General features: G+C 34.9%; 17 protein-coding genes. 12 read left to right on the forward strand and 5 right to left on the reverse strand.

All coding sequences use genetic code 11. The features are described 5' to 3' along the window. Nucleotides 1–62 precede the first annotated feature (62 nt). From AAHN03_RS05160 to gltX, 6 genes are all read left to right on the forward strand, one after another. Nucleotides 63–2,663 carry an excinuclease ABC subunit UvrA gene (locus AAHN03_RS05160; protein ID WP_342278349.1) on the forward strand — a complete coding sequence of 867 codons (2,601 nt, stop codon included), beginning with the start codon at nt 63–65 and terminating at the stop codon, nt 2,661–2,663. Nucleotides 2,664–3,241: 578 nt separating this feature from the next. Continuing rightward, nucleotides 3,242–3,844, forward strand: a complete 603-nt coding sequence (locus tag AAHN03_RS05165; protein ID WP_341762471.1) for a peroxiredoxin — start codon at nt 3,242–3,244, stop codon at nt 3,842–3,844. Nucleotides 3,845–4,032: 188 nt separating this feature from the next. Further along, a complete protein-coding gene (locus AAHN03_RS05170; RefSeq protein WP_342278350.1) occupies nt 4,033–4,314 on the forward strand; it encodes a hypothetical protein in 282 nt (93 codons plus the stop codon). Between the two features lie 41 nt (nt 4,315–4,355). Continuing rightward, nucleotides 4,356–5,276, forward strand: coding sequence for a DNA-processing protein DprA (gene dprA / locus AAHN03_RS05175; RefSeq protein ID WP_342278351.1), 921 nt, complete (start codon nt 4,356–4,358; stop codon nt 5,274–5,276). 2 nt (nt 5,277–5,278) lie between these two features. After that, on the forward strand, nt 5,279–7,690 hold the full coding sequence (gene topA / locus AAHN03_RS05180; RefSeq protein WP_342278352.1) for a type I DNA topoisomerase: 2,412 nt from the start codon (nt 5,279–5,281) through the stop codon (nt 7,688–7,690). A gap of 20 nt (nt 7,691–7,710) precedes the next feature. After that, complete coding sequence (gltX, locus tag AAHN03_RS05185; RefSeq protein WP_342278353.1) at nt 7,711–9,063, forward strand: glutamate--tRNA ligase; 1,353 nt, start codon at nt 7,711–7,713, stop codon at nt 9,061–9,063. Nucleotides 9,064–9,214: 151 nt separating this feature from the next. On the opposite strand, the gene AAHN03_RS05190 is transcribed toward gltX, so the two are convergent. Both AAHN03_RS05190 and AAHN03_RS05195 read right to left on the reverse strand, forming a co-directional pair. Then, complete coding sequence (locus AAHN03_RS05190) at nt 9,215–9,751, reverse strand: hypothetical protein (RefSeq protein ID WP_341762475.1); 537 nt, start codon at nt 9,749–9,751, stop codon at nt 9,215–9,217. A 232-nt stretch (nt 9,752–9,983) separates the two neighbouring features. After that, nucleotides 9,984–12,161 (reverse strand): Sca4 family protein, encoded by a 2,178-nt coding sequence (locus AAHN03_RS05195; protein WP_342278354.1) that lies wholly within the window; start codon nt 12,159–12,161, stop codon nt 9,984–9,986. 453 nt (nt 12,162–12,614) lie between these two features. On the opposite strand from AAHN03_RS05195, the gene AAHN03_RS07690 reads away from it, so the two are divergent. The 3 genes from AAHN03_RS07690 (at nt 12,615) to AAHN03_RS05205 (ending at nt 13,702) form a co-directional block, all read left to right on the forward strand. Beyond that, on the forward strand, nt 12,615–12,917 hold the full coding sequence (locus tag AAHN03_RS07690; RefSeq protein ID WP_410521361.1) for a disulfide bond formation protein B: 303 nt from the start codon (nt 12,615–12,617) through the stop codon (nt 12,915–12,917). Between the two features lie 70 nt (nt 12,918–12,987). Continuing rightward, nucleotides 12,988–13,113, forward strand: a complete 126-nt coding sequence (locus tag AAHN03_RS05200; protein ID WP_342278355.1) for a hypothetical protein — start codon at nt 12,988–12,990, stop codon at nt 13,111–13,113. A gap of 118 nt (nt 13,114–13,231) precedes the next feature. Then, nucleotides 13,232–13,702 carry a hypothetical protein gene (locus AAHN03_RS05205; RefSeq protein WP_342278356.1) on the forward strand — a complete coding sequence of 157 codons (471 nt, stop codon included), beginning with the start codon at nt 13,232–13,234 and terminating at the stop codon, nt 13,700–13,702. A 408-nt stretch (nt 13,703–14,110) separates the two neighbouring features. On the opposite strand, the gene AAHN03_RS05210 is transcribed toward AAHN03_RS05205, so the two are convergent. Then, nucleotides 14,111–14,956, reverse strand: coding sequence for a peptidylprolyl isomerase (locus tag AAHN03_RS05210; RefSeq protein ID WP_342278357.1), 846 nt, complete (start codon nt 14,954–14,956; stop codon nt 14,111–14,113). Nucleotides 14,957–15,102: 146 nt separating this feature from the next. On the opposite strand from AAHN03_RS05210, the gene secA reads away from it, so the two are divergent. From secA to hemC, 3 genes are all read left to right on the forward strand, one after another. Continuing rightward, complete coding sequence (gene secA / locus AAHN03_RS05215) at nt 15,103–17,835, forward strand: preprotein translocase subunit SecA (protein WP_342278358.1); 2,733 nt, start codon at nt 15,103–15,105, stop codon at nt 17,833–17,835. A 13-nt stretch (nt 17,836–17,848) separates the two neighbouring features. Then, entirely contained in the window at nt 17,849–18,742 is an 894-nt protein-coding gene (locus AAHN03_RS05220) for an aminoglycoside phosphotransferase family protein (protein ID WP_342278359.1), read from the forward strand. Nucleotides 18,743–18,898: 156 nt separating this feature from the next. Beyond that, nucleotides 18,899–19,801, forward strand: coding sequence for a hydroxymethylbilane synthase (hemC, locus tag AAHN03_RS05225; protein WP_342278360.1), 903 nt, complete (start codon nt 18,899–18,901; stop codon nt 19,799–19,801). A gap of 399 nt (nt 19,802–20,200) precedes the next feature. On the opposite strand, the gene AAHN03_RS05230 is transcribed toward hemC, so the two are convergent. Both AAHN03_RS05230 and AAHN03_RS05235 read right to left on the reverse strand, forming a co-directional pair. Next, nucleotides 20,201–21,871, reverse strand: a complete 1,671-nt coding sequence (locus AAHN03_RS05230; RefSeq protein ID WP_342278361.1) for an IS1634 family transposase — start codon at nt 21,869–21,871, stop codon at nt 20,201–20,203. 286 nt (nt 21,872–22,157) lie between these two features. Continuing rightward, a complete protein-coding gene (locus tag AAHN03_RS05235; RefSeq protein ID WP_410521362.1) occupies nt 22,158–23,126 on the reverse strand; it encodes an LD-carboxypeptidase in 969 nt (322 codons plus the stop codon). Between the last annotated feature and the right edge of the window lie 229 nt (nt 23,127–23,355).

Consider the following 23,355-nt stretch of genomic DNA (forward strand, 5'->3'; position numbering starts at 1 on the left):
TTATAAATGCGACAGAACCTGATAAAATGCCACCTTCTAAACAAAATGATAGGAGTTCATGTATGCACAATTTTGTATGTTCCTCGAGTAAATGTCATTTACCTGTCACACCGCAGCATGGTCGGATTATTGTGCATGGTGCACATGCACATAATTTAAAAGGTGTTTGCTTTGAGATACCAAAAACACGCTTAGTTGCGTTCACCGGTCTGTCAGGTTCAGGTAAGTCTTCCATTGCTGTTGATGTTTTAGCAAGCGAATGCGTCAGACAACTTTTGGGTGGATATGGCTTGGTTACTGATCACATTCCAAAACCAAGAGTGGATACCGTCTTGGGCTTATCTCCGGCAATAACCATTTCTCAGCGAAAAACGGATTTTAATTCCCGTTCGTTGGTGGGGACAAAAACAGGCATTTTAACACTCCTAAGAAATCTATTTGCTACTATTGGTTATCAGCAGTGTAGCGGCTGCGACGCTGAAGTTAAGCAACCATTACAAGGTAAGCATAAACTGACAACTGTTGAAACTGAAGAAAGAAATACCGCTTATTCATCGACTAAAAAAAGTTATTTTGGTTGCCCTCATTGTAAGGAGCAATTAGAAATACTGCAAATGTCACATTTTTCCCCTAATGCAGTTTCTGGAATCTGTGAGTCATGTAAAGGAATAGGTGAAACTCTCGACGTTGATATATCCAGTTTACTTGATGGAGAAAAAACTATCATTAACGGAGGGGTTAGGTATTGGGAGTCAGGTGTTGCAACTCATTATACGAAGGTAATTGAAGCTGCTAGCAAATCTTATAATTTTCCTTTTGACCAAGATCTACCCATAAAGTCTTACTCTGAGGAATTGCATAATTTTTTACTGTACGGAATCACATATCCAAATTTTGTTAAGAGCCATAAGGGACTCAAAGAACCTAAAAAAGTTGGTGAGGGTAAATTTGAAGGCATCGTTCCTCATTTAATGACTCAGTATAAGAAAAATCCTAGTAAGGCACCAGATAGTGTCACAAAATTTATGGTAAGAAGTGCGTGTCCATCCTGTAACAATGCCCGCTTAGGGAAACTTGGGAGGGAGGTAACCGTGGGCGGCAAAACTATTACAGAAGTTAATGCTCTCAGCCTAAGCGAACTACTTAAGTGGTTAGAGACGCTGGAAAGGATCCTTCCGAAGGATGAATTGCAAGCATATACCGCTTTTTCAAACGGATTGCAAGAGCGTGCATCAAACTTAATCGAAGTTGGTTTGCACTATCTTACTTTAGATAGGACACTTCCCTCATTGTCTGCAGGAGAGGCACAGAGACTTAGATTAGCTGATGCTCTTGGTAGTAGCTCGCTGACTGGCGTTTTGTATATTCTAGATGAACCAACAACTGGCTTACATCCCCATGATACAGCTAAGCTATTAAAAACACTGCGAAGGATACAAGAAAATGACAATACTGTAGTGGTCATTGAGCACGATCTCGATGTTATTAAAAGTGCAGATTATATAATAGATGTAGGTCCTGGAAGAGGAACTCAAGGTGGAGAAATTGTGGGTTTTGGCATGCCTACTGAAGTTATGGCTTGCGAAAAATCTATTACTGGTAAGCACTTAGCTAGGAAGGCAGCTATCAAACTTGATCCTCCAACTCAGGGTGATGGGAAAGCAATTACTATTCGTGGTGCGAGTGAAAACAACCTTAAGAATATTGATGTTTCTATACCAACACAACAATTGGTTGTGCTAACGGGTGTATCCGGTTCTAGAAAATCAACCTTTTTATTTGGCATCTTAGATAAGGTAACGAGAAATCATTTTAATAAAGCGAAAGAATTACCTGGGAAACATACTTCTGTCGAGGGATTAGAAAATGTTAAGCGAGTAGTGACAGTCAATCAATCTACTATAGGCTCAAAATCATCTCGTTCCAATGTAGCAACCTACACAAATCTTTTTGATTCAATAAGGGATTTGTTTGCTTCTTTGCCAGAATCAAAGAAACGCGACTTTGGTGCCAACGCATTTTCATTCAATGCATCAGATGAGCGTTGTGAGAACTGTAATGGATCTGGTGTAGTACAGGTTGATATGTCTTTCATGCCTGGAGTGGAGATGGATTGCTCCTCTTGTGCTGGTATGCGGTTTAATGATGATCTGCTTGCAGTGAAGTTTGCGGAATATAATATCGCTGAAATCCTAGACCTGACAGTAAGTGATGAGATCCCTGTCTTTGATAAGCAGAAGAAAATTCTCGAAGTCCTGAAGTTAATGCAGCGAGTTGGTTTGGAGCACTTAAAGTTAGGTCAATCCACTTCAACGTTATCTGGTGGTGAAGCACAAAGAATTAAACTTGCCTCTGAATTATCGAAAGCTAGTAAGCAAAAGACTTTGTTTTTATTGGATGAACCTACAACAGGGTTACATTGTGAGGAGGTAGGACTACTGCTTAATATCTTAAGAGAGCTGGTATCTACAGGGCATACTGTAGCAGTCATTGAGCATAATCTTGATGTCATGTGTAGAGCTGATACTATAATTGATTTTGGTCCAAGAGGTGGAACTGCAGGTGGTACAGTTGTTGCTAGAGGTACGGTACAAGAAGTGTGTGAGAGTAAATCATCAATAACAGGACAGAGCTTGAAAACTCATTTGGATTCCAACTTATAATTGCTTCATCGCCACAAAGTGGCTTCTCGTAATGACGCTAGGCTGTTTTTCCTATGACTTTTAAATTGCCATGGGAGTTATGCGTAAGGTGAGTGATTATTTATTACATGACTTATAGTTCTCGTACCATTTCCGATTATGGCATACACTCAACTATTGATTGCAATTTTTAAATTACTCTGCTAATTCATTTAAGATTTGGTATTGTAATACATTATTATTTTGTGTATCATAACTTGAGTTCGATGTAAGACATCGGTTTAATAGCCTAGGGTGTTATCCCATAACTGTTGAAAGTTAAAAAATCGTCATTGCGAAGTGCCGTTAGGCACTGTGGCAATCTTCATGATAGTCAAGACCTCCTTCACAAGATTGCCACGTCGCCGCTTGCAGCGGCTTCTCGCAATGACGGTTTAAGCCTTACAACAGCATTTCGCAATGACGGTTTTTTAACTTTCGACAGTTGTGGGTGTCATCCCTGTTAGGGTTGATACAGAGTCTAGTATTAATTTGTTACATCGATATTTGAGGTTATCATAAGAAATATTTTTAATCACTTGAAACTGAAGGAATTTAAAATGCAAGTATTCGTTGGAAAAGCTGCACCGGATTTTACAGCTAAAGCTATTATGCCTGATAATAGTATAGAATCTGAATTTAATCTTAAAAATTATGCTACGGGTCATAAAGTTGTATTGTTTTTTTATCCCCTAGATTTTACTTTTGTTTGTCCATCAGAAATTATAGCCTTTAATAATAGATTAGGAGAATTTACTGAGAGAAATACAAAGTTAATAGCAATAAGCGTTGACTCGCATTTTTCTCATTTGGCTTGGAAGAATACTCCTTACAATAAAGGTGGTGTTGGCAATATCCAAATTCCTATGGTGGCAGATCTTAATAAAAATGCCTCACATAGTTATAATGTACTTCATGATGATGGAATATCACTGCGTGGTACTTTTGTTATTGATGAAGAATTCATAGTACGCCATTTGTCAGTTAATGATTTGCCAATTGGTAGAAATATTGATGAAGTAATAAGACTGATAGATGCCCTAGACTATAATGCAAAGCATGGTGAAGTATGTCCAGCTGGGTGGCATAAAGGTGATGAAGGTATTACCCCATCACATAAAGGAGTGGCAGATTACTTAGCTTCTAATGCAGAAAAATTATAGTATATAGCGTAGGTTTTGCCGGATCAGTAGGATGTCATTGCTAGCTACTAACACCAATATACCGTAGCTAGAGATGACATCGAGATTTCTTAAGTTGACACACATAGGTTTACGCAGGTTTCCACGACCAGTTGTCATTTTTAAACTTCTCTAGTTAGAAATTAATTGTTTTTTTATTTTTTTACTTAGTGGGAAAAAATTTTGCTATATACTGCAAATATCATCCAAGGGATAATTTATGTCAAAGTAAGCTTAAAGCCAAAGAAAGAGATTTGATGCTTAAGGAGCTATTTTTAGATACTAACCGAGTATCTTATACAAAAGAAACAATTGATATTCTAAGACTAATTAGGAGTGAAAATGTTGGTCCAAGGACTTTTTGGAGTTTAATAAAGCTATTTGGTAGTAGTATGCTGCTATTGAAAACATCCAAGAATTTTCGCTGCGAGGTGGACGTTCTAAACCAGTAAAGGTATTTTCACAAAGTGAGGCAAGTAAAGAACTTGAGCTTTTGGAAAAGAATAATGCCAAAATTATTACCTATAAGTCTCTAGAATATTCAAGGTTATTGTTAGAGATTTTTGATTGCCCGCCTATACTAAGTTATAAGGGCAATATCGGGTTATTATCACACGAAAGATGTTTAGCAATTGTTGGAGCAAGAAATGCTTCAGTAAATGGTCGTGCTTTTGCAGCTAAAATCGCTAAGGAATTGACAGACGCAGATTATATAATGGTTTCTGGACTTGCAAGAGGTATTGATACGGCAGTGCATCAAGTTAATATCTCTAAAACAATAGGAGTTATAGCTGGAGGAATTGATCATGTCTATCCCCTAGAAAATATTAAATTATTCGAACAAATTCAACAAGAGGGGTTAATAATTGCTGAATTACCAATAGGTTCAAAACCTCTTGGACAACATTTCCCACAACGTAATCGATTGATTTCTGGTATATCTCTTGGAACGGTAGTAATTGAGGCAAGCCTAAAATCTGGATCATTAATAACAGCAAGGTTTGCTTTAGAACAGAATAGAGAAGTATTCGCAGTGCCGGGATTTCCGTTAGATCCTAGGTGTCAGGGTACTAATAAACTCATCAAGGAAGGAGCATACATGGTGGAATCTACCCAAGATATAGTAACTAATCTACCATATTTTTCTAAGGTTGTCAGCAAATCTAAGGATGTGGCAAATGATTCAGCTGAGAATAACCAGTTTAAAGCGTTAGATATAAAATATGCTAATCCAATTACCAACGATATGCGTATGAAAGTTAAGGAGCTTTTATCTTCAACTCCTATAGATTTTGATTGTTTGCATCAAACGCAGCTACCTTTGCAGGTTATATATATGATAATACTGGAGCTAGAACTGGCTGGAAAAATAACTAGATATCCTGGCAACAAGATATCTTTAATTTATAAATAAATATGAAATTAGTAATAGTAGAATCGCCAGCAAAGGCGAAAACGATAAATAAATATCTAGATAATGGTTTTAAAGTTATTGCTTCGTTTGGGCATATTAGAGATTTACCATCTAAAAATGGTTCAGTTCTGCCAGATGAAGATTTTGCTATGAAATATATTATATCAGATAAAGCAGAAAAATATGTTGAAGCAATAACTAAAGATGCTGCCAAGGCTGAAATGGTTTATCTAGCAACAGATCGAGACCGAGAAGGAGAATCAATTGCTTGGCATGTTGCAGAAATAATAAAAGAAAAAAACTTGGTTAAATCTAGTGATTTCTTTAAAAGAGTAGCATTTGATGAAGTTACAAAAAAAGCTATTTTACATGCAATTGAAAACCCAAGAAAGATTGATATTGATTTGGTTAATGCTCAGCAAGCAAGGAGGGCTTTAGACTATTTGGTAGGATTTACTTTATCGCCGATATTATGGCGTAAATTGCCAGGATGTAGATCAGCCGGAAGAGTGCAGTCTGTAGCACTGAGACTTATTTGCGAACGAGAAGATGAAATTGAACGTTTTAAATCGCAAGAATATTGGGATATTAGTCTTAATGTTCTTAATAGTAATAATGAACCGTTTTTAGCGAGATTAACTCATGTTAATGGTAAAAAATTAGAGAACTTCTCAATTACTAATGAACCAGCTGCCAATGATCTAGTCGAGAAAATAAAACTAAAGAGTTTTCATGTTGCCTCTATAGAAAAAAAACAGCAAAAACGTCAACCGCAACCGCCTTTTATTACCTCTTCGCTGCAGCAAGAAGCTGCAAGAAAATTAGGGTTTACTGCTAAAAAGACTATGCAAATTGCCCAAAAACTTTACGAAGGTATGGATATAGGTAATGAAACTATAGGTTTGATCACTTATATGAGAACGGACGGGACAACTCTTGCTAGTGAAGCTGTTGAACAAATACGTCAGTTGATAGATAAGAATTTTGGGGATAAATATTTGCCAGCTAGCCAGCGAGTTTATAAATCTAAAGCTAAAAATGCCCAAGAAGCTCACGAAGCGATTAGACCAACTGATATTACCCTGCTACCAGAAAAGTTAAAGGATAAACTAGATAAAGACTTTTACAAACTTTATGACCTAATTTGGAAGAGAACGGTAGCTTGCCAAATGGAAAATGTTATTATTGATTTGGTAGTAGCTCAGCTTGATACAGAAGATAAAGAATTTACATGCAGAGCAAATGGCTCAATTATTGCGTTTGATGGTTTTTATAAAATCTATCGAGAAGGTCTAGATGATGAAACAGAAGAAGAAAATAGACTTCTACCACCGCTAAAAGAAGGAGAGAAATTAATTACAGATTCAGTAAATCCAGCACAACATTTCACTGATCCGCCACCAAGATATTCTGAAGCTAGTTTAGTAAAGAGGCTTGAGGAACTTGGTATTGGTCGCCCGTCTACTTATGCTTCGATTATATCAGTGTTGCAAGATAGAAAATATGTAGTTGTTGAGAAAAAACGATTCTTCCCAGAGGAATTAGGGCGTTTAGTTACAATATTTTTGACAGGTTTTTTTAAGAAATATGTGGAATATGATTTTACAGCTGATCTTGAAAATGATTTAGATGAGGTGGCAGAAGGTAAAATAGAATGGAAGTCTTTACTAAAAAAATTCTGGGATGGGTTTAATAATAATGTAGAAGTAGTTAGTGGAAAAAAAATATCTGATATAATTACTTATGTTGAAGAAGCCTTAGATTATCACTTATTTGGAGAAAAGTCAGAAAGTAACAATTCAAGAATTTGCCCATCCTGCTCTACAGGTCAATTAGGTCTGAAGCTTGGTAAGTTTGGAGCATTCTTAGCTTGTAGTAATTACCCAGAATGTACTTTCAAAAAACAAATTACCTCTAAAAATAGTGATGATGTTGCTACTATGGAAGAGAACAAACTATTAGGAGTAAATAAGGATGGTTTTGATGTTTTTCTAAAGAAAGGTCCTTATGGTTTATATGTACAGACTAGTGAGCAAGTTGCCAAGGGTGAAAAACCAAAGCGTGCATCATTGCCACCTTCTATTGCCCAAAATGATGTTACTCTTGCTTTAGCTATGAGGTTGCTTGAGTTACCGGTTAAATTATGTTTGCATCCTGAATCTCAACAAGAGATTATACTTGGTATAGGTAGATATGGTCCGTATCTTAAATATCTTGATAGGTTTATTTCAATACCAAAAAGATACGATCCTTTTACCATAACAACAGAGATAGCTGTAGAAATAATTGAAACTAGTAACAATAAGTTAAAGAATAAACAAGAGAAAGATAATGGCAAACAGGTGATAGTTGCAAAAAAAACTTCTAAAAAGAAAGCTACAGCAAAAAAAACAACAAAAAAGAAAAAAGTATAATAAGCGGTTAAGATAAAATTATGGGAAGGGTTATCACAAGATTCGCACCATCACCAACAGGTATGCTACATATAGGTAATAGTAGAACAGCTCTGATAAATTGGTTATATACTAGAAAGCATAATGGCCTATTCATTTTAAGGTTTGATGATACTGATTTTGAGCGTAGTAAACAGCAATATAAAAATGCTATTGAACAGGATTTGAAATTTCTAGGGCTTAACTGGGATCAAACTTTTTGCCAATCTAATAGACTTGCTAAATATGAAGCTGTAAAGACATTATTATTGCAAAAAAATAGATTATATCCTTGTTTTGAGACTCAAGAAGAGCTGGAACTGAAACGTAAATTACAATTATCAATAGGACTCCCCCCTATCTATGACCGGGCAGCTTTGAACTTGACTCAACAACAAATAAATGATTATATTAGTCAAGGAAGAAAGCCGCATTATCGATTCTTGGTATCGCATACTCCAATTATATGGCAAGATATGATTAAGGGTGAAGTTAAATATGATGGGAAAAATCTTGGTGATCCGATAGTTATCAGAGAAGATAATAGTATGACTTATATGCTTTGTTCAGTTATTGATGATATTGATTATTCGATTACCCATATTATTAGGGGCGAAGATCATGTAACTAATACGGCGATTCAGCTACAAATGTTTGAAGCCCTACAGGGAGAGCTATACTCACATCAAAAGAGTATACCGAATTTTGCTCATCTTGGTCTAGTTATTAGCCGAGATGAAAAAATATCTAAAAGAATCGGAGGGTTTGAGATCACTGCTCTAAGGGATGAAATCGGATTAGAACCAATGGCAATTAATAGTTTTTTTAGTTTAATTGGTTCGTCATCAAGTATTGCATCGTTTAAGAATTTAGATCAGCTAATAAAAGAATTTGACATTAATAATTTTTCTAAAAGTCCAACAACTTATTTGCCGGAGGAATTAGAACGTCTGAATCATAAATTACTAATTAGCCTTAGTTTTGATGAAGTAAAAGATCGTTTAAGAGAGATTAAGGCTGAGCAAGTAACTGAACAGTTTTGGTTGGCAGTGAGAGCTAATTTGCAAAAATTATATGAAATAAAAGATTGGTGGAATATTTGTTACTCCCCATCTAAAGTTGAAGGCTTAGATAAAGATTTTTTAAAACAGGCAGCTATATTATTACTAGACGACCCAATCACCCTCGACAGCTGGAGCATATGGACTAAAAAAATTATGGTCGTTACTGGTAAAAAGGGCAAGGATGTATTCTTACCTCTAAGGCTTAGCATAACGGGAATGGCATCCGGACCGGAAATGTCAGTAATATTACCCTTACTTCGCAGAGAGGAAATTATAAAAAGATTAAGTTGATTTTTGTGTTGATCTAAAAAAATAGCCTGAAAGGCTATTAACCCCAATTTTGGATAAGAATTAGTTAATTCTTATCCAAAATTCGCGTGTTACGGATTCTAGAACGAAAATAACGATCGATAAGACCATTAGATAGAAACCTTCACACCTACTAGTTCGGACAGATATCAGCTTTACAAACTCCAATAATAACTCCATTAGTATTATTAGTTATAGTTGCGTTCATACTAGAGCCACATGCTATGAAAGTCATATCTTGACAATTCCTAACTTGAATATGACCTGAAGATACTTCAGTTACATTACATCCTGTTCCTGTAATTTGTGGGGGTTTAGTACCAATCTCATAAGTTATGTCAAAGTTAGCAAGAATTATATTGGTGTGATTATCTCCAAAGCTTGTGCATCTCCACACTTGACCTGTATAACTTATGCGATTCTTCCACTTAAAACTGCATGTATCACCAGGAGCAAAATACCAACCAGCATCGCCCATACTATGGCATTGGTCATCTTGTATATCTGATTTAACTAATGAAGATTTTTGACTTTTTATTTGACTAGAAGAATTATCTAATTTGTTAACATTCACTGGATCGTTTTTTATTTTTTCCATTGCTGGATTGCTAGCAAATGCAGATAAAGTGGTACACAATATAAAAGGTATAAAAAAAGAAAATCGCTGCATATTTATCTCCTTGTTAATGTTAATAATTATATAGTTTGATAGCGTAACATTTTTTCTGTAAATTGCATGTTAACCCGCTTACTTACGTTAAATCTACAGAAAGAATGTTTGCTATCGGGACACAATAGGCTATTAAACCGATGTCTTCTAACAAACTGTTCTAATAGTTTGTGTTTTTACAAAATGCGTAGCATTTTGTTTGCTGCTTACATAAAACTTAAGTTAAAGTAAATTAGGATAAACCATGACCTCCTACCTTCCGAGTTTTAAAAGTAGTAGCTGGCGTTTTGGATTCTTGCTTAATTTCAACAATTCTATCATTTAGGAATTTTTGTAAATTTACATCATCTTTAACATTAACATGTTCTCCTTGCCGTTGGTATCCCATTTTAGGAGATCCATTTATACTTGTTATCCTCTCTTCTGTTCTTAATCTAACCTGCCCTACATTCGCTTCTCTCTCTCCTCCAGAACCAATTTCTTTAACTCTTTCTCCCCTTCCATCCGCTTCAACCTTTGCTAATTCCATTAATAGTTTTATCTGTTCTTGAGGAGTTGATAATTTTTTTAATTCTTCATTGATATATTGTTTCTGCTTTTCAAGTGCATTTTTTTGCAAATTTTTATATATCTCTTCTGCTTGTGCAGTAATCTCAACATTGGTTTTTCGAGATGGAATTACCTGTGTTGCTAGGTTCTTCCTAAGGGATTGTGCTAGCTCTTTTGCGCTTTCCTCAACAGGCTTTGACTCAACTAATCTGCTAGCTGTACGAACATTATCAACTACTTTTGGTGTTAGAACGGGGGCATTCTGAAGAGTGGGCTTAGGTTCATCTATAATATTACCCCTTGGATTTACTTTCACATTTACTTTTTCTGGTTTTAGAACAGGTGTGGGATCTAGGGCATCAAGAGGCTTATCTAGAATATTACCCCTTGCATTTACTTCTTCCTCTTGGGTCGTGTCAGCAAGAGAAACCACAGCCTCTTTTGTTCTACCCAACTCCTCAGTCTTCTGAGGGGAAGTTATAATACGGTCCACAGATAGTGTATCGATAGATTGTGAAATATCCACTCCATGTCCCTTGTTTTTGGCTACTTCTTGCATCATTGCTTTATATTTTTCTTGCGTTACTGGCAAGGTATAGATATGTTCACCATGTTCTATATAGCCAACTGCATCAGGGCTAGTGCCATTAAACTTAACTGGACGTGGTGAGCTGACCTCGATTAGCCTACCATCATCATCATAGTGAGCCGTAAAATATACAGCCTTACTTGCAGCAATATTTCTGCCATGCTGATCCTTTACCGCTAGCGATAAATGCATTGGACCACCATCATTAAGTTCTATCGGAAAATCTATCGTCCTATAATTTTTAATTTCTACTGGAGTACCATCACTTTTTTGCACTGTTTGAGGTGGATTTATTTGATGTGTTGCTTCTGTTAATGTAGCAATCTCACGATCATTTGCATCTCGTACTATCTGCGTTTTAGTAGTAATACCATTAGCACTTCCTCCAACTCCATCCTTCCATTCCATAGTACTAAATCTATCTGCAAACTGAGTATGAACATTCTTGTAGCCGGCAATTTCGACTTGTTCCAAAGCTCTTTTTAACTCAACTCCTCTCAGAACTTCACTGATTTTCTCTTTGTTTTCTTCATTCTCACAGTACGCACGAAATTTAGTTATATCTCCAATTTCTTCTAGTTTTGCTATATTATTCTTTACTAGAGCTTCAACTATTAGCTCCCTCTGCTTGGTTAAGATTTGATTCCTAATTGCTTGGGTTATAGGGTCAACATCTAGATCGGCAGCAGAAAAAGAAGAGGTACGGATAGAGTCAAAAGAAGGATCTTCAGAATGCTCTTCTAATTCTCTAAGATTTTCCTCAGCAGAACCTTGCAATACAAAAACGTCCTGAGCGAGTTCTTCTTGAGCAGGTTCTTCTTTAGTAGAAGCAATAATTGCCTGCAACTTATCTTCATATTTTTCTAAACCACCAAGAGTTTTTTTACTCTGCATGGATTGTTGCAGTTTGTCAGCTAATATATCAAACACTATAAATTTATTAAATGTTAACTTATCTTGTTCAGTTAACTCATCTTTAGTCTTTTCCCCTATCTTTTTACATTCATCAGCATTAGTCTTGATTGCTTCAGCCAAACCGTCTAATACATCATTTACTACAACAACCTTGAATTCTTTTGAAATATAATGATTTTCCAAAACTCTATTTGGAATTTCAAGTAGGTGGTTAAATAGAGGATCAACGACCTCATGTTCAACTAGATCATTTTTTGCCTGAATATCTACTTTTTCTCCAGCTTTATCTATTTCAATCATCAAGTCTGTATAATAATCAAAATACTCTCTAGGATTTTTCTCTTCACTCTTACTCATTTTTACCACCCTATTCTTAAATTCTAATTATATTGATGCTAGATAATATTCTTATTTAAAGCAACTAAAAAAGTAGAGTCCATCACTTTAATTATATCATAAATAATATTAGCACTAAGCATATACGCAATTATATCTTGACATTTTCTTTGCCTAGAGGCAAACTAAGCTCTAACAAGCGGAAGTAACGGTAATTATGATCTTGATATTTATTTTAATGTTTTATGTTTTTACAATTAATAGGCATAGAGATAGCCAAAAGAGCTATAATTTTATCATACCATTATTTTATATTAATCTTTTAATAGCTAATATCTATTTTTACTTACATGCTACTGACCACTTAAATATCTCTTTTTAATTTGTTATGAACCCAGTTTCAAGCCAACCTACAATTATATATATGCTATTGCTATTGCTATTTTATGTATAGTAACAAATATCGTAGCCTTTATTTTCCAATTTTTTTATTATGAACTACCCTGCCCTTTATGTTTATTACAAAGATTCGGTTTTATTGCTATCGGACTTGGAGCACTACTTAGCATAATATATAATCCTTCTTGGAAATATGATATGATTATATTCATCTCTAGTATTTACACGCTGATGGTAGGGTTTAGGCAGGTTTTGCTGCATATTTTACCCCATGATTTAGGATATGGTAATACTTTCCTTGGGTTACATTTTTATACATGGTCAGCAATAATTTCTTTTTCTTTAATCCTATTAATGTCTATAAATTCCTATAATTAGCCTTATTCTAAGTAAATTTAGTATACTACAATTTTATCCTAGTTTTGTACCTACATTAATTGAAATTAGTTTGATAATTATCACTCTTGTTAATGTGTTTGCAACTTATTTTGAATGTGGTTTTGGCATATGTCCTAGCGATCCTACAACTTACTTAGAATGGAAAAATTTACAGCAATTATTTGGTAGTAGTTAAGTAATTTTAATTTATTAGATCTATGTTTAAAAAAGATAACTATTCAAGAAGTTTAATTATATTATTATAATAGAACATCATGAAAATTTTTAATAATAACCAATAAATGGAGGATACAATGTCAAAAAGCTTTGTAGAAAAAGTAAAAAAAGGGGCAGCAAAATTAGCAGATAAGGTAGAGCAAAAGGTAGAACAATTTGTTGATGCTGTCCCAACTGATGATGAGATAATGGACAAACTCCGAGATGGATTTAAAAAAATTAACTCTAAAGTTGCTCAAGTAAGCCCAGAAAGTGCAAAAACTTTGCGGAAGATAGAAGGAAAAATAGGGGTTAAGCCAAGTCCACAAAATCTTGCTGAAATAGTTGATGACTTACATAATCTCAAAGATAATTTTATGAAAGACATGAAAACCCCAAAAGTGATCACTCAATTCGGTGATTTTTTAAAATCTACTATTGCTTTAATAGGATCTATTGGTAAATCTGCAAAAGAACGTGGGAAAGCTTATAATAACTTTACCAAATCAGTAGAAGCCCTAGGTAAAGCGATTAGCAAAGCATTCGAGGGACCGTCAAAGACACGTTGAGGAGTAAAATATTACCAAGGCGGATTGATTCCTGCGTGGGTTCATTAGTGTCCGGAGCTATCTTTATAGTTAACCCAAGGAGATTCTAGCTATAATAATAGAAGTGCTGTCACCCCTGCTTCAGTGCGGGGTCTAGATTCCCGCTTTCGCGGGAATGACATTAACCCTAGCAGGGATGACACCCACAACTGTCGAAAATTCAACAAACATCATTGCGAGAAGCGTTGTCAGCCCTAAACCGTCATTGCGAGCGAACGTACGTGAGCGCGGCAATCCATGAAGCTTATCATATGGATTGCTTCGTCGACCTACGGTCTCCTCGCAATGACGTTTGTTGAACTTTCGACAGTTGTGGGATGACACAATAGGCTACTAAACCAATATCTTACATCAAATTAAGGTGTTAGATTATTTTTTAGTCTCATTTGTTATTTGTGACTTTGGTAACATTATTTTGATATCAGCTTTACTTTCAAGATCAGCAACATACTTTAATATAGCATCTCTACTAAGTTGATTGGTTATACTAGCAGTAGATTCCTCCTTAGAAGGTATTTGTGCAGGTCTTTTATCAAGTACAGTAATTATATGCCAACCAAATTGGGTTTTAACTGGAGAAGAGATTTCATTTACTTTCATTGATAATGCTTTATCTTCAAATTCAGGTACTAGCTGTCCAGAAGTAATATAGCCTATTTCTCCACCATTTGCTTTAGACCCTTCATCTTTTGAGAAATCCTTAGCAAGCTTAGCAAATTTTTCCCCTTTTTTAAGTCTATTTTGTACATTTATTGCTTCTTTTTCAGTTGCAACCAAAATATGACTTACTTTTACTTCCTCTTTTCCTTTTAGGCTAGCAACTAATTTATCATATTCAGCATTAATCATTTTCTCATCAACATGAGATTTTACATAACGCTCCATCAATTCTTGCTGAACCAATTGGTTTTTTACGACATTCAACTTAGATTGGAATTCTTTTGAAGATTCAATATTAGAATTCTTGGCTTCTTGCTCAAGCAATTTTGCATCGATATAGCCCTTTACTAACATTTCCTGTATATTCGCATCGAAATCAGTAAACTTTTTTCCTTTAGCACTTGGTTGGGTATCTAAAGAAGGTTGGAATTGTTGCATAACCTGTGATTCTTTTACTTCACCACCTTTGTAGGTAGCAACAATTTTATCTTCATCAGCAAAAGCACTACTCGCAAGTAAACTCGCAGCTAAAAAAATTATAGTTGTTCTTTTCATTTGTTATCCATTATTATATATTGTTTATGATAGCTGGATTTTATAAGGATAACCCTTCTACGTCAACAGCTATTTACAATTTGTTTGATAAATATCATAAAATATCATATTTTACAGGATATTTACTATTTAAATCTAGGATATAAATGCTTTCTTTACTTAAAAAATTATTCGGCACAGCAAATGATAGAAGTATAAAAAAACTATCTTTAGAAATTGAAAAAATTAATTTGCTCGAGCCTTCAATACAAAAACTTTCTGATGATGATTTGAGAAATAAAACAGAGCAATTTAGGCAAAGATTAAAAGATGGTGAGTCATTAGATGACTTAACTTATGAAGCTTTTGCTGTTGTACGGGAAGCTTCAAAAAGACTCTATGGGATGAGGCATTTTGATGTTCAGTTAATTGGTGGATTGATATTGCACCGTGGTATGATTACTGAAATGCGTACAGGAGAAGGAAAAACTTTAGTTGCCACATTACCCGCATATTTGAATGCTCTTACTGGTGAAGGGGTACATGTTGTTACGGTAAATGATTATTTAGTAAAACGTGATTCTGAGTGGATGGGAAGAATTTATAATTTTCTAGGGTTATCTGTTGGTTGTATCACTGCTGGTATCAGTGATGATGATAGACGTAACGCTTATAGAGCAGATATTACTTATGCAACTAATAACGAGCTTGGATTTGATTTCCTCAGAGATAACATGAAATATAGTGAAGATTCTAAGGTACTTCGTCCTTTTAAATTCGCTATTATTGATGAAGTTGACTCAATTTTAATTGATGAAGCAAGAACTCCGCTAATTATATCAGGTCCAGTAGACGATCGCTCGGATTTATACAGCACAATTGATAAATTAGTTCGTCAGTTTAAAGATGAAGATTACGAAAAAGATGAGAAATTACGGACAGTTAATCTTACTGAGAATGGTATAACTCATGTAGAATCAATGCTTGTAGCTAATAGTCTTATTGAAAAAGATTCAAGCCTTTATGATTTTGAAAATTTAAGTTTGGTTCATTATATCAATCAATCATTAAGAGCTCATATCCTCTTCAATCGTGATGTTGATTATTTAGTACGCGATGGAAAAGTTATGATTATTGATGAATTTACTGGACGCGTTATGGAAGGTAGACGGTATTCCGAAGGGTTACACCAGTCACTAGAGGCAAAAGAGCATGTACAAATTCAAAATGAGAATCAAACTTTAGCTTCTATTACTTTCCAAAACTATTTTAGGAATTATCCCAAATTATCAGGTATGACTGGTACAGCAATGACCGAAGCTGCAGAGCTAAAAGACATATACAATCTTGATGTTCTTGCTGTTCCTACCCATAATCCAATTACTAGAGTTGATTATGATGACGAGATTTATGGCAGTAAACAAGATAAATATGAAGCTATCCTAAAATTAATAAAAGAATGTTATGATCGTGGTCAACCTGTCTTGGTTGGAACGGTTAGTATAGAGAAATCTGAAGAAATTTCTAACTTACTTACCAAAAATAAAATAAATCATAATGTTTTAAATGCAAAATTTCATCAGCAGGAAGCATTTATTATAGCTCAAGCTGGACGATTTAAGGCTGTGACTATTGCCACAAATATGGCAGGTCGTGGTACAGATATTATGCTTGGCGGTAACCCAGAAATGCTAATAGAACAACTATCTCTAAAGAACCTACCAAAAGAGCAATATGAATTAGAAATAGTAAAAATAAAAGAGCAGATAGCTGAAGAGAAGCAGCGTGTAATAGAGGCTGGAGGATTATTTGTTATAGGTACTGAAAGGCATGAGAGTCGCAGGATAGATAACCAGTTACGAGGAAGAGCTGGTAGACAAGGCGATCCAGGCAATACAAAATTTTTCTTGTCTTTAGAAGATGATCTGATGCGTATTTTTGCCTCAGACCGTATTTCCGGAGTTTTAAGAACGTTAGGTTTAAAAGATGGTGAAGCAATCCATCACCCTATGATTAGTCGTTCACTTGAAAAAGCTCAACAGAAAGTTGAAGGACATAATTACGAAATACGTAAAAATTTATTACGTTTTGATGATGTTATGAATGATCAACGTAAGATAGTTTATGAACAGCGCAGTGACATCATTAAGTCAAAAGATGCACATGATTTTTTAACCAACATGACAAAAGAACTAGTGGAAAAAGTGGTATTAACTTTTATTCCGCCTAGTTCTTATAGAGAAGACTGGGATATAAATGCTCTAATAGGAGAGTTGCAGCGTATTTTTGCTATAAAACTACAGCATGAATCTATAACAAAAGCTGATGTTACCGAAGTACAGGTGGTATCTAACGTTGTACAAATGGTAAATGACTTGTACCAAGCAAAATATGAAGCATATAGCGTTAACTTGATGAATGACGCAATTAAGTATATTTTACTAACAACTTTAGATCAAGTATGGAAAGATCACCTACATAATTTAGATCATTTACGACAAGGTATATCACTAAGGGCTTATGCCCAAAAAGATCCTCTTAACGAGTATAAAAGAGAAGCTTTTAATTTATTTGAACAAATGCTCGATAATTTAAAGGAATTATTTATCCAAAGAGTTTGTCATCTCCATATGGATACTAGCCATATTAAAAAAGAGTCAATGTCTTTGGAAAATAAAAAACTTCAAAAGACAATGCGAGAAACTAGGGAGGACCCAGCTTTTCATAAATATAATGCTGGTGTTAGTATTGAAACTCAACTTAAAACCATCAAAACTCAAGTCAATCCACAGGATAGAGTACAATCAGACCCATCAAGTTGGGGAAAAGTGGCTAGAAATGAGTTATGTCCCTGTGGTTCTAGCAAGAAATATAAATATTGTCACGGAAGTAATGAATAAGCAGGGCAATTTAATGATAGGCAAACAACTAATGATAGACAGCCAACTTGTGAGTTGCTTAGTAGCCACCCAGTTTCCACAATTTAGAGATTTGCCTGTTCAGCCGGTCGAACTTAGTGGTTGGGACAACAGAACATTTCGCTTGGGTAAGCACATGCTTGTACGCATGCCTAGTAGCGAGAGCTATACAATACAGGTAGAAAAAGAGCAAAAGTGGTTGCCTAGATTGGCATCTTTGCTGCCACTTTCAATTCCACTGCCTGTAGCAATAGGAGAAGCTGGTGAGGGCTATCCATGGCGATGGTCCATTTACCGCTGGATTGAGGGCGAAACTGCTACATCTGCACACATAGCCGACCTAGGTGACTTCGCAACTAGTCTTGCACAATTTCTCATCGTTCTGCAAAGCATTGATCCCACGGACGGACCTCTACCAGGCTTACATAACTTCTATCGTGGTGGATCTCTAACGATCTACGACACTGAGACACGACAAGCAATTTCTGCATTAAGTAACAAGATCGATGTTAACACTGCTACTAAAATTTGGGAAGAAGCTCTTACTACTACTTGGCAAGCTTCACCAATATGGATTCATGGTGACCTCAGCACCGGCAACCTGCTAGTGCAAGAAGGAAAGTTAAGTGCTGTCATTGATTTTGGAGGGCTAGGGATCGGCGACCCAGCTTGTGATTTGGTGATTACTTGGACGTTGTTTCAAGGAAAAAGTCGGGAAATCTTTCGAACAATGCTTCCTTTAGACGCCGGCACTTGGACTCGTGGTCGTGCATGGACATTATGGAAGGCCTTAATTATCGCAGCAGGTCTCCCGGGTACAAATACTGCAGAAGTCACACAATCATGGCGTGTTATTGATGAAGTACTTACAGATTACAATCATAACTAAACAATGTTATGAATAGCAAAAATAGAACATAGAAGTAATTTCTATATTAGCCCTATCATAGAATATATGTAATTATAAGATTTTGGAGATGATGAGTTTCGTAGATTAACGGTAATAAAAATATCTGCATTTGAGAAAATAGCTAAGTTCTATTCTATGAAGAAAGTAATAAAAATAGGTACAAGAAGAAGCCCTTTGGCTTTAGTACAGACAAATTTAGTAGTCGACCAAATTAAAATTCATTACCCAAACATAAATTGTGAAATAGTCCCAATAATTACCTCTGGTGATTTGATTAAGGATAAAAATCTGTATGATATAGGTGGCAAAGCTTTATTTTTAAAAGAAATAGAAAATGCTCTTATAAATGGCAAAATTGACTTAGCTGTACATTCCTTAAAAGACGTACCTTGCAAACTACCGTCAGAATTGATGATATGTGCTGTACTTGAGAGCGAAGATGCACGGGATGTATTTGTCTGCTTAGATTATAAATCAATAGAAGAACTGCCTTTTGCTAGTAAGGTAGGTACATCTTCAGTGCGTAGAAAAGTCCTAATACAAAGAAAAAGACCTGATTTAAAAATTGTTACTTTTAGAGGAAATGTTGATTCAAGAATAAAAAAATTAATGCAAGGTGATGTTGATGCAACTATTTTAGCTTATAGTGGTTTAAAAAGATTAGGACTATTTGATACACAATATTGCCACTTAATAGAGACAAAGGAAATGTTGCCCTCTGTAGGACAGGGTGTTATAGCGATAGAGATAAGAAAAAATGATAATAAAATGCAAGAAATATGTAATAAAATTAACCATTTTGAAACATGGGAACTAATGCAAGCTGGAAGGGCATTTTTGGAATATTTAGATGCAGATTGTAAAACTCCTATAGCTGCTTATTCAACGTATATAGGTAATGATATTCTTACAGAGTTTATGCTTTCTGATTTTGACGGTAGTAAAATAGTTTTTCATAGTGACATTTCTAATCCAAAAGATTGCAAAAATTTTGGCATACAGGCTGCAAAAACTTTGATGTTAGCTATAGTGAATTGAGGAGAATTTGGTAACGTCGTCTTCGATCCCTCGCCTATTATATACTGCTCGTAAATGAAGAGTCGATATACGAAGATCAAAATCATGATAGTAGCAGGAGTCAAAGGGTCGAGGTGCTAGGCGTACTACATTAGTACGTGGCTACCTACGATCCCTGAAGACGACAACGCAATTCTTGATTTTCATCGAGTATATATAGGTGTCGCTCCATCGCTCCTGCTACTCAATTCTCTTCAATTGACTATAGCTAAAACCTTCTTACGCGAATTAGGGATAAGAATTAACTAATTCTTATCCCTAATTGGGGTTTCTTCCCGACTTCCGCATTTTTTAATAAGGCATAAGCTTAGAAGGGTCATAGTGCTGGGATTTTTAAAATTTAGGCACAACATTATTTTGTTATTTTAAATATATTGCAGCATGGTCTGAACGTTTGATGTTAAAGGTTTTATAGATTTTTCTAGCTTCGTTTTTTATTGCACTTGGTAGTCTATAAAGATCACCAGTCTTTGTATGTCTTAAGATTGAATCCTGTACTGATATTAATAATTCAACGATGTTAGTTACACTGATCTTTTGGGTCAGAGCAACCTTGTATTCTATAGTTTTAAGCACTGCAAAACTCATATAACACACAGCTATGTGTGCTTCTATCCTTTGTTTAGTCCAGTGAAAAATTGGACGCATTTGTAAATTATGTTTATTGATTCTAAATTGCTCTTCAATTACCCATAATCTAGCATATTTTGCTATTGCTTCATGTGGAGTTATAGTCTGGTCATTGGTGATTACCCCATGTATGCCATCCCACAACGCATCCTGCTCTATCTTCTCTGCGTCAATATAGCTCTTGCCATTTTCACTAGAAGTATATTTTTTTACTCCACTATTAGATATAAGTTTTTTAGTACTACCAAACTCACCAATAGTCTTATTAATTTTATCTAAAATTTTTTGTCGCTCCTGTGCATCATTAATAGCCCTTTTAGATTTATAACTGGTAATTAGACGTTTACCATCATGCTCTAGATCGGCAATCCAAGTAAGATCATTGCCTATAACAGTAGGCTTATAGTTTTCCTCTGATAATATTTCTTCTTTCTTTTCTTTCTTGAGTGTTTTAAGCTTTGCTGCCACAATATAACGATAACCACCTTCATCGAGAGCTTGCAAGTTAGCTTTACTAAACATTGCACGATCAGCAATAAAACAGACATCTTTAACTTTAAGATACGCTTGCCAGCTGTTAATTGATTTAATTAAGGTGCTAACTTCTGCGGTATTACCACTAAACAGCTCATAGCCAAGTGGTAATCCATCCTCATTAGTTGCTAGGGCAAGAACTAGTTGGGTAGTATTAAAGCGATGATCTTTACTATAGCCAAAGGCTCTTAGCTCATCTATTTCTACTGATTCAAAGTATAGTGTAGTAACATCAAAAAATACTAGGCTAATCTCTTTATTAGGAATCAGGGTTAGGGTGTTTTTAAAGCATAATTCTTTAATTTTAGGTATTTGCTCATGTAATTTGTCCATCATCCGATAAGTAGCATCTAGATCATGATGCCTGTCAAATTGATCGCTTAAATACTCAACTATCCCTTTTTTACTATTTGGTCTTACCATACGGGCTAACACTAAATCCTTCAGCATCCCAGCGTCACGTTTCCTTGCTAGTAACTGGTTAAAATGCATTTGATCATAAACATGCCCCCCTATTTGATGCACTCCTTCAACAACTCGCTTGACTTCTACAACCTCATTTAGTTTTACTTCGTTAACAGGTAGAATATCTTTTAGCAGCTTGTTAGTTGGACGACCTCTTTTAACCTCGTTAGTATCATCAGTAAACAAATTCCCCTGCCCAGTTGCAGCTTCTCTCTCAGCTTTAATCTTGGCAATCAAATATTGTGCTAGGGCAACTAATTTAGCTTCTTCTACTTCATCTACGAAGACTCCTAAATGACGTACTATACGCTGTTTGACGTTACCTTTACTATCACGATAACCTTCCACTATTTGAATAGATTGCCTTGGACTATTAGGAGTTTTTTTACGACGTATGTACATATTAGGGCTATAAAATATGGGGCTATATTTAATTAATTAAATAATAAACAACATCGCAGTTAAAGTCAATAATAAAATATCTACTAGGCACAACAGAACGAGAGTACCACTTCACCTCCTTACTAATGCCACTTATAACAACTAATATCAAAAAATCTGCGGAAGTCAGGTGCTACTCAATTCTCTTCAATTGACTATAGCTAAAACCTTCTTACGCGAATTAGGGATAAGAATTAACTAATTCTTATCCCTAATTGGGGTTTCTTGGGTTAACTTAGAATTATTCTTAATAGCATTTCATTATTAATTCGAACTGGTTATCATTAGAAGGAATAATTTTTGTACTAGTATTGTAAATAATTGGATCATTAATTTGCTCGTGACCAAACCTATTAGTCTTAAATACTGGAATTTTTAAGGTTGCTGCAAAATCAGTAAGAACAGTAATGATATTCTTACCATCACCTCCACAAGTCCCAAATATTATAGCATTTACATGATCTAGCAGCCTTGCTTGTTTTAAATGATATAAAATACGATCTAGCTGATATGGTTTTATGTCAACATCTTCCAAAAAAAGAATCTTATCTGCTGTTTTTATTTGCCATGATGTACCGATAGATGTTTGTACAATGGTTAAATTACCACCAGTAAGATTACCTGTAACAATTTTGCTAGATTTTGCAACAGGGTTGATTGCTGATAACCCTTTAATTTTAGCTAGAATTTCTTTACTAGAAATTATTTTTGCTATTTTTATAAAATTCTGATGATCTCTTGTTGGATTAAATATTTCAATGATTCCGTTACCATGAATTGTCTTCCATCCCCATTCTTGAGAAAAGAAAATATGTAAAGCCGTCATATCACTAAACCCTATAAAAAACTTTTCCTTTATAGGTTTTTTCATGCGTTGTAAGTCAGGAATCAATTTTGCTGAACCATATCCCCCGCGAAGTGTCCATACTACGTCATTTGATTGATCCAGTAATGCGTTTTCTAAACACGATAACCTTGTTTTATCATCGGCAGAATGGAATAAGCTTTTTCCTCCAAAGCAACTATTTGGAATATCTAGTTTTAATGAAGTAATATTTTTTAAATTAGATAATAATTCACTGCTTACCCCTGAGGCAGTAGCAACAACAGCAATTTTTGTATCTTTCAATAAGCTAATAAATTCCTTATTATTTTTGTTAAAGTCTAGATTCGAAAATGCTGATAATAACATAAAAACAACTGGTAGGAGGATTATACGAATTGGTAACATAATAACCTTATTTGAAAAATTTATGATATGGATGGTTTTCTGTTATAGTCTGAATTTTATCATTAATTAATTAATTTGATTATACACGATAAAAGTTATGCACTAAGTAAAAATTAGTCAATGGCATCAATATTTTTTCTATTTACAATTAAGATATTAATAAGATTTAATCAATACTTTAAGCAATTATGGAAATATATTTGTTTGTTAATAA

It is taken from the genome of Candidatus Tisiphia endosymbiont of Myopa tessellatipennis (assembly GCF_964031105.1).
Lineage (GTDB): Bacteria > Pseudomonadota > Alphaproteobacteria > Rickettsiales > Rickettsiaceae > Tisiphia.

Bases quoted from the DNA above. Each gene is read 5' to 3' on its own strand.
- AAHN03_RS05160 (WP_342278349.1), top strand. From the start codon at position 63: ATGCACAATTTTGTATGTTCCTCGAGTAAATGTCATTTACCTGTCACA.
- AAHN03_RS05165 (WP_341762471.1), top strand. From the start codon at position 3,242: ATGCAAGTATTCGTTGGAAAAGCTGCACCGGATTTTACAGCTAAAGCT.
- topA (WP_342278352.1), top strand. From the start codon at position 5,279: ATGAAATTAGTAATAGTAGAATCGCCAGCAAAGGCGAAAACGATAAAT.
- gltX (WP_342278353.1), top strand. From the start codon at position 7,711: ATGGGAAGGGTTATCACAAGATTCGCACCATCACCAACAGGTATGCTA.
- AAHN03_RS05190 (WP_341762475.1), bottom strand. From the start codon at position 9,751: ATGCAGCGATTTTCTTTTTTTATACCTTTTATATTGTGTACCACTTTA.
- AAHN03_RS05195 (WP_342278354.1), bottom strand. From the start codon at position 12,161: ATGAGTAAGAGTGAAGAGAAAAATCCTAGAGAGTATTTTGATTATTAT.
- AAHN03_RS05205 (WP_342278356.1), top strand. From the start codon at position 13,232: ATGTCAAAAAGCTTTGTAGAAAAAGTAAAAAAAGGGGCAGCAAAATTA.
- AAHN03_RS05210 (WP_342278357.1), bottom strand. From the start codon at position 14,956: ATGAAAAGAACAACTATAATTTTTTTAGCTGCGAGTTTACTTGCGAGT.
- secA (WP_342278358.1), top strand. From the start codon at position 15,103: ATGCTTTCTTTACTTAAAAAATTATTCGGCACAGCAAATGATAGAAGT.
- AAHN03_RS05220 (WP_342278359.1), top strand. From the start codon at position 17,849: ATGATAGGCAAACAACTAATGATAGACAGCCAACTTGTGAGTTGCTTA.
- hemC (WP_342278360.1), top strand. From the start codon at position 18,899: ATGAAGAAAGTAATAAAAATAGGTACAAGAAGAAGCCCTTTGGCTTTA.
- AAHN03_RS05230 (WP_342278361.1), bottom strand. From the start codon at position 21,871: ATGTACATACGTCGTAAAAAAACTCCTAATAGTCCAAGGCAATCTATT.